The following is a 13324-nucleotide window of genomic DNA, read 5'->3' as shown; positions in this document are numbered from 1 at the left end:
TGACAGGATAGAAAAATCGTAATTACATAATTAACAAATGGATAAAAAGAAACGCATATTACTAAAAATTGGTTCTAACACCTTAACAAAGGAGACCAATAATATTTCAAGAGGAAAAATTGAAGATATTGCAAATCAGATTGCAAAACTCAAAGATACTTGCGAATTTATTATTGTAAGTTCTGGTGCTATTGCTGTGGCAAAACAGTTTGTAAAATTAGAAAGTTTGCAAAGTGAAGTTTTTGTAAAACAAGCTTTGGCTTCAATTGGTCAGCCTCATTTAATCAGAATTTATCAAGAGATTTTTAGAGAATATGGTTTGTTGAGTTCTCAGTGCCTCCTCTCCTATTCTGATTTTGAAAAAGAAGAAAGTAGAACCAATATTACCAATACTATAAATGTTTTGGTAAACAATAATTACATTCCGATTATCAATGAAAATGATACTGTTGCCACTGATGAAATTAAGTTTGGTGATAACGATAAATTAGCAGCGCTAACAGCATCCTTATTAGAGGTAGATTTACTTATTATTGCAACTAATACCAATGGAATTTATACCAAAAAATCCATCAAAAATAAACAACCAAAAACTATTGAAGAAGTAATCAATTTTGAGGATTTAAAAAACGAGATTGTCAATGCAAAATCTACTCATGGAAGTGGAGGAATGCAATCGAAAATTGAAGCTGCTGAAGTAGCACAAAAAGCAAATATAGAAACGTGGATTGTAAACGGATTGGAAGATCATTTTATTACAAATGCATTTGAAAATAAAGTTCCGTTTACAAAAATTAAATAAACTCCTGCAAGATTTTAAAAACCTTGTAGGTATCAGAAAAACATTTAAGAATATCTACAAGGTCATAAAGACCTTGCAGGAAAAACATAAAAAATGAAACATTACACATCCATAAAAGACATTGACGATATCAATTCTTGGATTGAAGAAGCCAGAGAAATTAAAGCAAATCCATTAGCGAATATCGAATTAGGACAAAACAAAACCTTAGGTTTATTATTCTTCAACTCGAGTTTACGTACACGTTTAAGCACACAAAAAGCCGCTTTAAATTTGGGAATGAATCCAATTGTAATGAATGTTTCTGGTGATGCTTGGGGAATAGAGTTTGGAGATGGCACTGTTATGAATGGCAATACAGCAGAACATATTAAAGAAGCTGCTGCTGTAGTTTCACAATATTGTGATGTGATTGCAGTAAGAGCTTTTCCTACGCTAACAGACAAAGAAAAAGACAACTCAGAACAAGTTTTAAATTCTTTTGTAAAATTTGCTTCTGTGCCTATTGTAAATATGGAAAGTGCAACTGGTCATCCTTTACAAGGTTTAACAGATGCTATAACAATTGCAGAGAACACAACCAAAAAGAAACCAAAAGTAGTTTTAAGCTGGGCACCACACATTAAAGCATTACCTCACGCAGTTGGAAATAGCTTTGTACAAGCCATGCAAAAAATGGATGTTGAGCTTGTAATTGCTAATCCTAAAGGATATGATTTGAATCCAGAAATCACAAAAGAAATTCCTATTTATCACAATCAGTCAGAAGCTTTTAAAGATGCTGAATTTATATATACCAAAAACTGGAGTTCTTATAATGATTATGGAAAAATTCTTAAAGTTGATAAAGACTGGATGATTACCAAAGATAAAATTAGTGATGCAAAATTTATGCACTGTTTGCCAGTAAGAAGAAATGTGGTTGTAGAAGATGCTGTTTTAGATTCAGAAAGTTCTTTAGTAATTGAACAAGCAAATAACAGAACTTTTGCTGCGCAATTGGTATTGAAAAAGATATTAGAAAACCTTTAGGTTTTCGTCATTCTGAACTCGTTTCAGAATCACATATAATTATAATTTAATGTCATTCCCGTGAAAACGGGAATCCATAAAAAATAGATTCCCAATCAAGTTGGGAATGACAAACGAATATAAATGTCATTTCGAACGAAATGATAATGAAGTTGAGAAATCTTATTAGTTTAGATTTCTCCACAAGGTCGAAATGACAAAAATTAAAATATTAAGTATTATTTTTTCCCTATTGGGAAAATTAAAAGATACTGAAACAAATTCAGCATAAAATGAAAGAACAGTTATCAATCATAAAAATAGGTGGAAACATCATAGAAAATGAAACTTCTTTAAATGCGTTTCTAAAACTATTTTCTAATCTAAAAGGAAAGAAAATTTTAGTTCACGGAGGTGGAAAAAGAGCAACTCATATTGCTTCAAAATTAGGCATAGCATCTAAGATGGTAAATGGTAGACGTATTACTGATGCTGAAACTTTAGAGGTTATTACAATGGTTTATGGTGGTTTAGTCAACAAAAATGTGGTTGCTAAACTACAAGCCTTAGGTACTGATGCCATAGGTTTAACTGGTGCAGATATCAACAGTATTCAATCTGATAAAAGACCAGTTAAAGAAATTGATTTTGGTTTTGTTGGTGATGTAAAAAAAGTGGCAAACAATTCGATTGATAAATTAATTCAAGCGGATTTTACACCTGTTTTTTGTGCGATTACACATGATGGAAATGGACAATTATTAAACACCAATGCAGATACCATTACAAGCACAATTGGTGTAGGAATGAGTAAACTCTACGATACATCAATTTATTATTGTTTTGAATTGAATGGTGTTTTACAAGATTTTGATGATAAAAATTCAGTAATTAAAAATATTAATACTGATAAATACAAAGAATTACTTAAAAGCGGAGTAATTTCTGATGGAATGATTCCTAAATTAGACAATTGTTTTGATGCCTTACATAATGGAGTGCAAAAAGTTCATATTGGAAATACATCAATGTTAACCAAAGAAAACGAGTTGTTTACAACAATTACTTTATAATTATGACCTTAGAAAAATTAACAAAAGACGCAATAACACTTTTAAAGAATTTGATTGAAACACAATCTTTTTCTGAAGAAGAAGAAAACACTGCGTTATTAATTGAAGGATGGTTTAAAGAATACCAAATTCCATTTAAAAGAACAAAAAATAACATTTGGGCAACGAACAAATATTTTGATGAAAGTAAACCTACGTTGTTGTTAAACTCACATCATGATACAGTTCACCCAAACTCAAAATACACCAACGATCCTTTTAAAGCGATTGTAAAAGATGGTAAATTATACGGTTTAGGAAGTAATGATGCAGGTGGTTGCTTGGTTTCTTTAATCGCAACTTTTACCAATTTTTATGCGCAAGAAAATTTAAAATACAATTTGGTTATTGTAGCTTCTGCAGAGGAAGAAAACAGTGGAAATAATGGCTTAAACTCTATGTTGCCCATCATTCCTCATATTGATGTAGCTATAGTTGGTGAACCTACTTTAATGAATTTAGCGGTTGCTGAAAAAGGTTTGGTCGTTTTTGATGCGCAGGTTGATGGAACTCCAAGTCATGCAGCACATCCAAATGATAACAATTCAATTTACAACACCATTGAAGTTTTACAGTGGTTTAAAGATTTTAAATTTGAGAAATCTTCAGATGCTTTAGGTGATGTAAAAATGACAGTCACTCAAATGAATGCAGGTTCGCAACACAATGTAGTTCCTGGTCACGTAGATTTAGTGGTTGATGTTCGTGTAAATGATGCCTATTCTAACCAAGAAATTGCAGACATTTTGCAAGAACAATCTCCTTGTAGTAAAATAACTCCAAGAAGTTTGCGATTGAATTCCTCCTCTATTTCAACAGACCACGATTTGGTAAAAGCAGGAATAGCAATGGGAAGAACAACTTATGGATCTCCAACCTTGTCTGATCAATCTGTGTTATCTTGCCAATCCTTAAAATTAGGACCTGGAGATAGCACACGCTCTCATTCTGCTGATGAATTTATTTATTTATCAGAAATTGAAGAAGGAATACAAATTTATGTAGAATTGTTGAATCGTGTAATCGTTTAAATTAATGTCACCTCGAGCGCAGTCGAGAGGTTTTTTATATTTACAAATTAAATTAGGTCTCGACTGCGCTCGACCAGACACATTAAAAAACAACTAAATTGTCATTTCGACCTTGTGGAGAAATCTAAAAAAAAGAGATTTTTCGACTCCATTTTTTGCTTCGCAAGTTACTTTCAATCAAAATATATTTTGATTTTAGTAATGCTCAAAATGACAAAACCAAAAACTAAGAAAAAATATGAAACTTTGGGATAAAGGATTTTCAATAGACAAACAAATCGAAAACTTTACTGTGGGTAATGACAGAGAAATTGACATACACATTGCAAAATATGATGTGCAAGCTTCTTTAGCACACTCTATAATGTTAGAATCTATTGGAATTATTTCTGCTGATGAATTGGCAGACCTAAAAAAAGGATTGCAAGAATTAGCTACAGATATTGAAAATGGAGACTTTGTAATAGAACCTTCTTTTGAAGATGTACATTCTAAAATTGAGCGGGAACTGACCAATAAATTAGGTGAAGTTGGTAAAAAAATTCATACTGCTCGTTCAAGAAACGATCAAGTTTTAGTGGCTTTACAACTCTATTACAAAGAGAATTTAGCCATTGTAAATGATAAAGTAAAAACGTTGTTTGATACGTTGTTAAGTTTGGCTGAAACACATAAAGACAGTCTTTTACCCGGTTACACGCATTTACAAGTTGCTATGCCATCATCATTTGGATTGTGGTTTTCTGCTTATGCAGAATTGCTAATTGATGACGTTTATGTATTAAATGCAGTGACTAAAGTTGTAGACCAAAATCCTTTAGGTTCTGCTGCTGGTTATGGTAGCTCTTTCCCTATTGATAGAGAATTAACCACAAAGGAATTGGATTTTGCAACTTTAAAATACAATGTAGTTGCAGCCCAATTAAGTAGAGGAAAAAGTGAACGTTCTATTGCAGCTGCTTTAGGAGGTTTGTGTAACACTATGGCTCGTTTTGCAATGGATGTTTGTTTGTATATGAGTCAGAATTTTGGATTTATTACTTTTCCAGATGAACTAACCACAGGAAGTAGCATTATGCCTCACAAGAAAAATCCTGATGTGTTTGAATTGATTCGTGGAAAATGTAATAAAATTCAGGCTTTACATTCTGAAATGTTACTGATTACCAACAATCTACCAACTGGTTATCACAGAGACTTTCAATTGTTAAAAGAAAATATCATTGCTGCTTTTGAAGATGTAAAAGATATTTTAGACATATTTAATTATTCCATTCAGCAAGTAATTGTAAAAGATATCGATTTAAATGATGAGAAATATCAATACTTGTTTACAGTAGATTCAATCAATAATTTGGTGGTAGAAGGAATGAGTTTTAGAGAAGCCTATCAACAAATTGGTGGTCAAGTTCAAGCAGGAACTTACAAACCAGATTTAGGCAAACAACATTCTCATATAGGAAGCATTCATAATTTAGGTTTGGAAAAAATTAGAGACAAATTTCCTAAAACGTAAGATTTATTTATAATATTTTGAATATTTCATAGATTTAAATTATTATGATATAATCAATTATTATCTATATATTATAAATTATACCTAATATTTTAAAAGAATATTCTTTTTTTTATAATAATTTAACATATTTTCAATTTACATTTTCTTATCTTTGTAAAGATTTTAAAGACTTTTTTTTAAGAAATATCTAAAAAATTCTATTATGAAACGACTGTTATTTTTATCTATCTTAATTTTAAGTGGTAGTAGTATTTTCGCTCAATCTTCTAAAAGAAAAACTGGTCCAAAAGTCAAAAACGCTAAAGTTTGGGAACAAAATAAAGCTACAACAATTTTAATTGTAAATAGTTTTAAAAAGGATGATATATCTGCTCCAGAATTAAAAAATCAGAAAATTTGGAACAAAGAAAAATCAGATACTAAAATTATTGTTCAGATCAAAGCAAGAAAAAAACTACAAGGTCCTAGAGCTAAAAATAGTAAACCTTGGGAGAAATATCCTAAAAACTAAAAAGACAGCAATTTCTATTATTTTCACTATTCTAATTCTTTGATTCAACAATAGATTAGATTTGAAATATTGTTTTCTCAAGAACAGAGAAATAGTATGAACATATAGGAACATCAAAAATTACAATCAATTTTTATTCAATTCATTATTTATCTTTTTTACATTGCTTAAAAATTTAAATGATGATGACAATAATTGAAAATGTAAACATTACTATCCCAGATGTTTATGCTGCTGTAAACTTCTTAAAAATTGTTGCTCCAGACTTTGAAAATCAGAAATGATGAAAACCCAATCAACGACAAACTTTGGATGAATATTGGCAATAGTAAATTCTATTTTGCTTTACAAGAATCACTTTTAGAAGCTGAACCCAAAAAACCAAATCAAGCCTATATTAATTATGGATTTAATCACATTGGTTTAGTTGTGAATAATATTAGTGATATAGAAAAAAAGCTAATTAAAGCTGGCTATAATAAAGGAATTGAAACACCTGATAAGAAATTTAGAAAAAGATTTTATTATTGTGATTCAGCAGGTTTTGAATGGGAATTGATAAAATACTTATCAAGAAAAATAGAAGATAGATTTTTATATGAGTAGTATACTGTAAAATCTCTTACAATTAAAATTATAATTAATTTTAGATAATAAAACAGCTATTTTATTATAGATTATTTATAGTTATAAGATATCATCAAGAGAAAAAAAATATAAAACTAAAAAAGGCAGTGATATAAAATCACTACCTTTAAATTATTAATTCTGTAACGCTTTTTTAGGACGTCAAATTTCTATTTTATATCTGGATTCAAATAATCTGGCACTGTAGGTTTTGATGGGTCATTAAAATCGTTGGCTGGATTTCCATCCATATTCTTATCCTCATTTTTAGTTAATGTACCATCATTATCATCATCTGTATCTCTATAATTTGGAATTCCATCTTTATCAGTATCATCATTTCTTGGATCGCCATCTCCATCAATATCTTCCATAATAGAAGGTATACCATCTAAATCTTCATCTGTATTTTCTATATGGTCAAACAATTTTACATAAAAAACTAAAACATCATCTACCAGTGCTGGTACTCTTTGTATATTATTTAAGTCACTAGAAGGATATCCTAAACCTGAAGGAATAAACAAAACACCTTTTCCTCCATTTAGGTAGGTAATTGGTCCATTAAATGGCCCTCCATTTGCATCTTTTTTAAGTTCTCCTCCTTTAAATTTACCAAAACCATAAGCCCATCCTCTTACTACACTACTTAATGTAAACCAAAACTGAGTATTACTATCAAAAGAATCGCTTAAAGATTTTGAATTTAATAATAATCTACCTTCATATTGGACAAAAACAGAGTCTACAACCGTTGGAAAACCTTTATCTGGATTGGGCATACCTTCTTCTGCTACATATACATATAACTTATAATTGATATCATTTTCTGTTACACTTAATGTTTTTAACTTGGTATCAGTAAACATAGATATTTTTCCAGATACCAAAGGTTTTATAGAATCTTTTGAAGCATCGTAATAATTATTTTTTAAAAAAGCTATAATAGAATCATTGTCTTTTATTGCTAATTCTTCATGATTTACATTTGCAAAAGGATTTACAACTCTATTATTCTCACAAGAAATTAAAATTATACTTAAAATTAGTATACTTAATATATATTTTATTTTGTTCATTTATTCTAAAATTTGAGGGTGCAATTTAGCATTTTTATATCTTTGTAAAAAGACAAACATTCCTTTTTAACTTTTTTTATGAGAATTGATAAATATTTATGGTGTATACGTGTTTTTAAAACAAGAAGTATTGCTACAAATGCTTGTAAAAAAGGGCATATAAAAATAGAAAGCACTAATGTAAAACCATCTAAAGAAGTTTTTGGTAACGAAATACTTTCTATAAGAAAAAATCAAATAAATTATAAAATAAAAATTTTAGATTTACCTCCAAGCAGAGTTGGAGCTAAATTGGTAGATTTGTATAGAAAAGATATTACTCCAAAAGAAGAATTTGAAAAAACGGAGCTTCTAAAATTTGCAAAAGATTATTATAGAAAAAAAGGAGTTGGGAGACCAACAAAAAAAGATAGAAGAGACATAGAAAATTATCAAGAAGATACAACAGAAGAATATGACAACTAAAGGAAATATTATTTTAACTAAGTCTCAAATAGACCAAAAAATTCGAAGAATTGCTTATCAGATTTATGAAACGAATGCATCTGAAAAAGAAGTTATTGTAGCTGGTATTGTTGGTAATGGATATGTGTTTGCAGAAAAATTAGTTGCAATTTTACAAGAAATTTCTTCTTTAAAGGTTACAATTTGTGAAGTTACGATTGATAAGAAGAAACCTTTAAACATGATTACAACTACCTTACAAGTAAATGATTACAAGAATAAATCTTTAGTTTTAGTAGATGATGTTTTAAACTCTGGTACCACTTTAATATATGGAATAAAACATTTTTTAGATGTACCATTAAAAAAGTTTAAAACAGCTGTTTTAGTAAATAGAAATCATAAAAAATATCCTGTAAAAGCAGATTTTAAAGGAATTTCATTATCTACATCTATAAAAGAGCATATTCAAGTTGAGTTTTTAAAAAACGATGCAGTTGCTTATTTAGTATAGATTTCTTTAATTTCTTCTGCAATATCTTTTTTCTTTTTGTTATCAATTTTTATTTTAATTGAAGCTTGCTCGTAATAAGGTCTTCTTTCAAAAAGATGTTTCGCAACAAATTCTGGTATTTTATCATCTACTAATGATGCAATTAAAGGTCTTTTGCTTTTTTTTCTGATTAATCTTTCTACCATAGTTGCTGTACTACCCTCTAAGTATACAGAAGTTACATTTTCTTTGTTAATTAATTCCATATTATTTGCATAACAAGGAGTACCCCCACCCAAAGCAAGAATAAAATCTTCTTTTTGAGTTAAAATTTCTTTTAAATACTTGTTTTCTATTAATCTAAAATATACTTCTCCTTTAGTCACAAAAATTTCTGAAATAGACATTTTTTCCTTTTCAATAATATAGTCATCTAAATCTATAAACCTCTTAACTAAGTCCTTAGCTATTCTTTTACCAATACTAGATTTACCTGAAGCCATATAGCCTAATAATACTATTTTCATTTTGTAAAAATTTTCTGCAAATATGGTTAAAAATTTTTCATTTTATTCTGTATAATTCCAATGATTGATATTATATTTGCAATCCATTTACAAAAAAGACCTGGTAGCTCAGTTGGTAGAGCATCTCCCTTTTAAGGAGAGGGTCCTGGGTTCGAGCCCCAGCCCGGTCACAGAAAAAAAGTTAAGTTTAGGCTTAACTTTTTTCTTTTAAAAAAATGCGCACGTGGCGAAACTGGTAGACGCGCAGCCTTGAGGGGGCTGTTTTCGCAAGAAAGTGGAAGTTCGAATCTTCTCGTGCGCACATTTTAAAAACTTCACTTTAAAAAAATTACACTAAATTGTTTCACAATTTATTAACCTTTTTAAAGGTTATTATTATTATTTTCGCAATATGCAAAAACTTCTATTTATTATTTTTTTACTTAGTTCTTTATCACTTTTTTCACAAAAAGATTCATTACAAGTTAGGAATTTAAAAGGTCAAATTATTCACGCAGAAAATAAAAAACCTTTAAGTGCTGCCCACGTACTAAATTTAAATACTGTACAAGGAACAATTACAGATGACAAAGGTTTTTTTGAGCTACCCACTAAAGTAAATGATACTATCTTAGTTTCATATTTAGGTTTTTCTTCTATAAAATTAAAAGTTACCAATGATTTATTAAAAGGAAACGAATTATTGATAGCTTTATATGAAAAACCAGAAGAAATCAAAGAAGTGGTTATAAAATCTACTCAGTTAATTGGAGTTTTAGAAGTAGATATAAAAATGGTGCCTAAAGATAGATTTACAAGAATAAAAATTAACGGTTTACCACAAACTTACGAAGTGGGTAAACCTAGAGGAAAAAACTTCTCCTCTCCTATTGCTGCCCTTTTTCAGCCTGTAGATTTTTTATATAATTTATTTGGAAAAAAACCCAATCAACTAAAAAAATTAAAAAAATTAAAAAAAGAGGATGATTTAAGAAAAATGTTATCTGGTAAATTTGATAGAGAAGTTATGATGGAATATCTACAAATGGACAGACAAGAATTGACTGAGCTTTTAACAGATTGTAATTATTCTGAATATTTCATAAAAAAAGCTTCTGATTTACAAATGATAGAAGCCATTTTAGATTGTTACGAAAATTATAAAGCTTTAAAAAAAGGTAAAATAAACAGAGATAAAATTCCTGTAAAAAATTAACAAAGAAAAAAGGTCAGAAATAAAAATTCTAACCTTTGATCAACTATTAAAAACTAACTAATAACTAAAATACAGTAGTAATGTATTTATAGTTATACTTTCTTCTTGTATTCCAAGTATTTCTTTTTGATTGAATAATTTCTACTGAACCGTTTTTTTGCGTTTTACTTATTTTTATAGAACTCATTTTGTTGTTGATTTTATATATTTACACTCATAAGACGATAGGTAAATATATAAGTTACATGGTTAAAATGGGTTTAACAGAACTTTAAGAATACTACTTAAAAGGCAAAAAAATAGAAATAAAAAAACTCCTCTAAAAAAAGAGGAGCCTTTGTAATAATTTAAAAAAAATAAAAACTATTCATATTTTTTCATTTCATCATCATAAAACTCGCCAGCTTTATCCATTAAAACTGCAAGTTCTGTGGCAATATCATCTTCTTTTTCTCCAGTTAAATCTTCAAACCACTCAATTTCATCATCTTTAAGGTTTATTATAAAACGTGGAAACTCTGTATGTAATACAAAAATATCTTCTGGATGACAACTGTTATCTGCTAATAAAAATTTAGGTAAGTTCATTTTTTTGATTAATGAGGTTTAAAGTTAATAAATTAAATCTAATAAATAATAAAATAGAAGCAGTTGTTAAACCTGCTAACAAGCCTAGCCAGATTCCAAAACTACCATACATTTCTTCTTTTCCTAAAAAGTACGAAACAGGAAAACCTATTACCCAATAAGAAATAAAAATTAAAATTGTCGGAATTTTTACATCTTGTAAACCGCGCAAAGCACCTAAAACTACAACTTGAATACTATCTGAAATTTGAAAAAATGCTGCTGCTAATAATAATTTTGATGCTATAGACACTACTTCCATATTATCAACAGAATTGGCTACATCTTTTAAATCAACATAAATATTTGGTAAACTTTTATGAAAAATAAAAAATAATAATGCAAAAAAAGTTGCTAATAAAACACCCAATAAAAAGATAGAAAATGCTATTCTACGTAATTCTTTAAAATTATGTAATCCTTTTTGGTTACCAACTCTAATCATAGAAGCAACACTTAAACCCATTGCCACCATAAATGTCATAGAAGATAAATTCAATGCAATTTGATTTGCTGCTTGCGGATTTTTACCCAATAAACCACTCAACCAAATTGCAGCTGTAAAAATTGCTACTTCAAAAAACATTTGCATTGCGCTTAAAGAACCTAAGTTTATGATTTTTTTAATCATTAAAATATCTAGCACAAAAAACTTTATATTTTTTACAATTTGTGCAGAACGCTTTTTAAAACGCAACAATAACCATAAATAAATAACCATTACAATACGTGAGGCTAAAGTACCATAAGCAGCACCAACAATACCCATTTCTGGGAATCCAAATTTTCCAAATATTAATAAATAATTTAAAATTACGTTAATAATATTTGCAATTAATGTTGCATACATTGGGTATTTAGTCATAGACATACCATCACTAAACTGTTTAATGGCTTGAAATATAACTAATGGTATTAATGAAAAAGCAACCAAATCTAAGTAAGGTATTGCCAGTTCTACTACCTCTTTTGGTTGTTTCATTAAATACATTAGAGGCTTAGAAAAATAAATACCCAAAAAAAGTATTATTCCTAAAGTTGTACATAAAAATAAACCGCTTTTGTAAGTAGATCTTGCTTGTTGTAAGTTATTAGAAGAATCTGCTTCTGCTATTAAAGGTGTTATTGCTGTAGAAAAACCAATACCAATAGACATTGCAATAAACATAAAGCTATTCCCTAAAGAAACTGCTGCTAATTCTGCAGTTCCTAATTGTCCAACCATAATATTGTCTATAAAACTCACAAACGTGTGTCCTAACATACCTAACATAACTGGTGCAGCTAATTGCCAGTTGTATTTAAATTCTGTTGTATATTGACTTAAATTCAAGTTCTATTTTTATTTACAGATTGCGAAGATATTTATAAAATTTGAACAATATTAATAAAAGAGAAACTGTTTATTTTAACGGAATTAATGTATTTTTGAAATTCACTAAAATTTTACGAAATGGCAGACATCACTTTAAAAGGAAACGCAATAAATACAGTAGGTAATTTACCCAAAATAGGTAGTAAAGCAGCAGATTTTACTCTTACAGCTGTAGATTTATCTCACAAAAAATTATCAGATTTTGCTGGTAAAAATATCATTTTAAACATTTTTCCAAGTGTAGACACTGGCACTTGTGCAACTTCTGTTAGAGAATTTAATAAAAAAGCTGCAGATTTAGAAAACACAGTCGTTTTGTGTGTTTCTAAAGACTTACCATTTGCACAGGCACGTTTTTGTGGTGCAGAAGGTATTGAGAATGTAGTTATGTTATCTGATTTTGCTGATGGAAACTTTGGAAAATCTTATGAATTAGAAATAACAAACGGACCATTAGCACACTTACACTCTAGAGCAATTGTAATTATTGATAAAAACGGAAATGTTGTATATACAGAACAAGTTCCAGAAATTGTTGATGAGCCAAATTACGAAGCTGCTCTTAACGTATTATAATTTATGAAAAACCCAAATGATAGTTTTTTAAGAGGCAGACTTCGTAGTTTAAAATTTGCTTTTAGAGGTATGTGGCTTTTAATAACTACAGAAGATAGCATTAAAGCGCAACTTTTTATAGCTGTAATTGCAACTATTTTAGGTATTTACTTTAACATATCTAACCTAGAATGGATGATACAGTTTTTGGCTATAGGCTTAGTTTTAGTTGCAGAAGCAGCCAATACTGCTATAGAAGAAGTTGCAGATTTTATGCACCCAGATTATCATAAAAAAATAGGTTTTATAAAAGATGTTGCTGCAGGTGCCCCTACTTTTGCTGCAATAATATCATTAATAGTTGCAGGTTTTATCTACGTTCCTAAAATAGCTTTATTATTTTAGGTAAATATGTA

General features: G+C 29.0%; 17 protein-coding genes and 2 tRNA genes. 14 read left to right on the top strand and 5 right to left on the bottom strand.

Going from position 1 to position 13324, the window contains the following annotated elements; translation table 11 throughout:
* Positions 1–37 precede the first annotated feature (37 nt).
* The 7 genes from proB to ACY2RW_RS07485 all read left to right on the top strand — a co-directional run bounded on the left by proB (position 38) and on the right by ACY2RW_RS07485 (position 6592).
* Entirely contained in the window at positions 38–802 is a 765-nt protein-coding gene (gene proB / locus ACY2RW_RS07515; RefSeq protein WP_490122098.1) for a glutamate 5-kinase, read from the top strand.
* A gap of 93 nt (positions 803–895) precedes the next feature.
* A complete protein-coding gene (locus tag ACY2RW_RS07510) occupies positions 896–1834 on the top strand; it encodes an N-acetylornithine carbamoyltransferase (protein ID WP_490122097.1) in 939 nt (312 codons plus the stop codon).
* A 272-nt stretch (positions 1835–2106) separates the two neighbouring features.
* Complete coding sequence (gene argB, locus ACY2RW_RS07505) at positions 2107–2886, top strand: acetylglutamate kinase (protein WP_490122096.1); 780 nt, start codon at positions 2107–2109, stop codon at positions 2884–2886.
* 2 nt (positions 2887–2888) lie between these two features.
* Positions 2889–3956 (top strand): M20 family metallo-hydrolase, encoded by a 1068-nt coding sequence (locus tag ACY2RW_RS07500; protein ID WP_490122095.1) that lies wholly within the window; start codon positions 2889–2891, stop codon positions 3954–3956.
* A gap of 238 nt (positions 3957–4194) precedes the next feature.
* Positions 4195–5472, top strand: coding sequence for an argininosuccinate lyase (argH, locus tag ACY2RW_RS07495; protein WP_490122094.1), 1278 nt, complete (start codon positions 4195–4197; stop codon positions 5470–5472).
* A 205-nt stretch (positions 5473–5677) separates the two neighbouring features.
* Positions 5678–5986, top strand: a complete 309-nt coding sequence (locus ACY2RW_RS07490) for a hypothetical protein (RefSeq protein WP_490122093.1) — start codon at positions 5678–5680, stop codon at positions 5984–5986.
* A 267-nt stretch (positions 5987–6253) separates the two neighbouring features.
* Positions 6254–6592, top strand: a complete 339-nt coding sequence (locus tag ACY2RW_RS07485; protein ID WP_490122092.1) for a hypothetical protein — start codon at positions 6254–6256, stop codon at positions 6590–6592.
* Positions 6593–6783: 191 nt separating this feature from the next.
* Here ACY2RW_RS07485 and ACY2RW_RS07480 read toward each other — a convergent pair whose 3' ends face one another.
* Complete coding sequence (locus tag ACY2RW_RS07480) at positions 6784–7692, bottom strand: FKBP-type peptidyl-prolyl cis-trans isomerase (protein ID WP_490122091.1); 909 nt, start codon at positions 7690–7692, stop codon at positions 6784–6786.
* Positions 7693–7770: 78 nt separating this feature from the next.
* Between ACY2RW_RS07480 and ACY2RW_RS07475 the strand changes: the two genes are divergently transcribed.
* Both ACY2RW_RS07475 and ACY2RW_RS07470 read left to right on the top strand, forming a co-directional pair.
* Entirely contained in the window at positions 7771–8157 is a 387-nt protein-coding gene (locus ACY2RW_RS07475; protein WP_490122090.1) for an RNA-binding S4 domain-containing protein, read from the top strand.
* Positions 8147–8650 (top strand): phosphoribosyltransferase family protein, encoded by a 504-nt coding sequence (locus ACY2RW_RS07470; RefSeq protein WP_490122089.1) that lies wholly within the window; start codon positions 8147–8149, stop codon positions 8648–8650. The genes ACY2RW_RS07475 and ACY2RW_RS07470 overlap by 11 nt, the downstream gene beginning before the upstream one ends.
* On the opposite strand, the gene ACY2RW_RS07465 is transcribed toward ACY2RW_RS07470, so the two are convergent.
* Positions 8638–9156, bottom strand: coding sequence for a shikimate kinase (locus ACY2RW_RS07465; RefSeq protein ID WP_490122088.1), 519 nt, complete (start codon positions 9154–9156; stop codon positions 8638–8640). The two genes, ACY2RW_RS07470 and ACY2RW_RS07465, sit on opposite strands and share 13 nt — an antisense overlap.
* Before the next feature lie 97 nt (positions 9157–9253).
* On the opposite strand from ACY2RW_RS07465, the gene ACY2RW_RS07460 reads away from it, so the two are divergent.
* From ACY2RW_RS07460 to ACY2RW_RS07450, 3 genes are all read left to right on the top strand, one after another.
* Positions 9254–9326, top strand: a tRNA-Lys gene (locus tag ACY2RW_RS07460).
* Between the two features lie 47 nt (positions 9327–9373).
* Positions 9374–9457: transfer RNA gene (locus ACY2RW_RS07455), tRNA-Leu, on the top strand.
* 90 nt (positions 9458–9547) lie between these two features.
* Positions 9548–10351 carry a carboxypeptidase-like regulatory domain-containing protein gene (locus ACY2RW_RS07450; protein ID WP_490122087.1) on the top strand — a complete coding sequence of 268 codons (804 nt, stop codon included), beginning with the start codon at positions 9548–9550 and terminating at the stop codon, positions 10349–10351.
* Between the two features lie 64 nt (positions 10352–10415).
* Here the strand turns inward: ACY2RW_RS07450 and ACY2RW_RS07445 are convergent, their stop codons facing one another.
* From ACY2RW_RS07445 to ACY2RW_RS07435, 3 genes are all read right to left on the bottom strand, one after another.
* On the bottom strand, positions 10416–10538 hold the full coding sequence (locus tag ACY2RW_RS07445; RefSeq protein ID WP_490122086.1) for a hypothetical protein: 123 nt from the start codon (positions 10536–10538) through the stop codon (positions 10416–10418).
* Between the two features lie 176 nt (positions 10539–10714).
* Entirely contained in the window at positions 10715–10939 is a 225-nt protein-coding gene (locus tag ACY2RW_RS07440; protein ID WP_490122085.1) for a DUF8828 family protein, read from the bottom strand.
* The gene (locus tag ACY2RW_RS07435) at positions 10926–12311 is read right to left on the bottom strand and encodes an MATE family efflux transporter (RefSeq protein WP_490122084.1); all 1386 of its coding nucleotides are present in this window, start codon (positions 12309–12311) and stop codon (positions 10926–10928) included. The genes ACY2RW_RS07440 and ACY2RW_RS07435 overlap by 14 nt, the downstream gene beginning before the upstream one ends.
* A gap of 120 nt (positions 12312–12431) precedes the next feature.
* Here ACY2RW_RS07435 and tpx point away from each other — a divergent pair, with 120 nt between their 5' ends.
* Together tpx and ACY2RW_RS07425 are read left to right on the top strand one after the other, a co-directional pair.
* On the top strand, positions 12432–12929 hold the full coding sequence (gene tpx, locus ACY2RW_RS07430; protein ID WP_490122083.1) for a thiol peroxidase: 498 nt from the start codon (positions 12432–12434) through the stop codon (positions 12927–12929).
* A gap of 3 nt (positions 12930–12932) precedes the next feature.
* Positions 12933–13313 carry a diacylglycerol kinase family protein gene (locus ACY2RW_RS07425; protein WP_490122082.1) on the top strand — a complete coding sequence of 127 codons (381 nt, stop codon included), beginning with the start codon at positions 12933–12935 and terminating at the stop codon, positions 13311–13313.
* The last annotated feature ends 11 nt before the right edge of the window (positions 13314–13324 follow it).

This window comes from Polaribacter sp. 2305UL8-11, from assembly GCF_058147165.1.
Note: the sequence above shows the minus strand (reverse complement) of the source record. Positions and strands in the feature narration are given on the sequence as shown.

What these genes read in the sequence shown, in the direction of transcription:
- proB (WP_490122098.1), top strand. Translation starts at nt 38, where the DNA reads ATGGATAAAAAGAAACGCATATTACTAAAAATTGGTTCTAACACCTTA.
- ACY2RW_RS07510 (WP_490122097.1), top strand. Translation starts at nt 896, where the DNA reads ATGAAACATTACACATCCATAAAAGACATTGACGATATCAATTCTTGG.
- argB (WP_490122096.1), top strand. Translation starts at nt 2,107, where the DNA reads ATGAAAGAACAGTTATCAATCATAAAAATAGGTGGAAACATCATAGAA.
- ACY2RW_RS07500 (WP_490122095.1), top strand. Translation starts at nt 2,889, where the DNA reads ATGACCTTAGAAAAATTAACAAAAGACGCAATAACACTTTTAAAGAAT.
- argH (WP_490122094.1), top strand. Translation starts at nt 4,195, where the DNA reads ATGAAACTTTGGGATAAAGGATTTTCAATAGACAAACAAATCGAAAAC.
- ACY2RW_RS07490 (WP_490122093.1), top strand. Translation starts at nt 5,678, where the DNA reads ATGAAACGACTGTTATTTTTATCTATCTTAATTTTAAGTGGTAGTAGT.
- ACY2RW_RS07480 (WP_490122091.1), bottom strand. Translation starts at nt 7,692, where the DNA reads ATGAACAAAATAAAATATATATTAAGTATACTAATTTTAAGTATAATT.
- ACY2RW_RS07475 (WP_490122090.1), top strand. Translation starts at nt 7,771, where the DNA reads ATGAGAATTGATAAATATTTATGGTGTATACGTGTTTTTAAAACAAGA.
- ACY2RW_RS07470 (WP_490122089.1), top strand. Translation starts at nt 8,147, where the DNA reads ATGACAACTAAAGGAAATATTATTTTAACTAAGTCTCAAATAGACCAA.
- ACY2RW_RS07465 (WP_490122088.1), bottom strand. Translation starts at nt 9,156, where the DNA reads ATGAAAATAGTATTATTAGGCTATATGGCTTCAGGTAAATCTAGTATT.
- ACY2RW_RS07450 (WP_490122087.1), top strand. Translation starts at nt 9,548, where the DNA reads ATGCAAAAACTTCTATTTATTATTTTTTTACTTAGTTCTTTATCACTT.
- ACY2RW_RS07445 (WP_490122086.1), bottom strand. Translation starts at nt 10,538, where the DNA reads ATGAGTTCTATAAAAATAAGTAAAACGCAAAAAAACGGTTCAGTAGAA.
- ACY2RW_RS07440 (WP_490122085.1), bottom strand. Translation starts at nt 10,939, where the DNA reads ATGAACTTACCTAAATTTTTATTAGCAGATAACAGTTGTCATCCAGAA.
- tpx (WP_490122083.1), top strand. Translation starts at nt 12,432, where the DNA reads ATGGCAGACATCACTTTAAAAGGAAACGCAATAAATACAGTAGGTAAT.
- ACY2RW_RS07425 (WP_490122082.1), top strand. Translation starts at nt 12,933, where the DNA reads ATGAAAAACCCAAATGATAGTTTTTTAAGAGGCAGACTTCGTAGTTTA.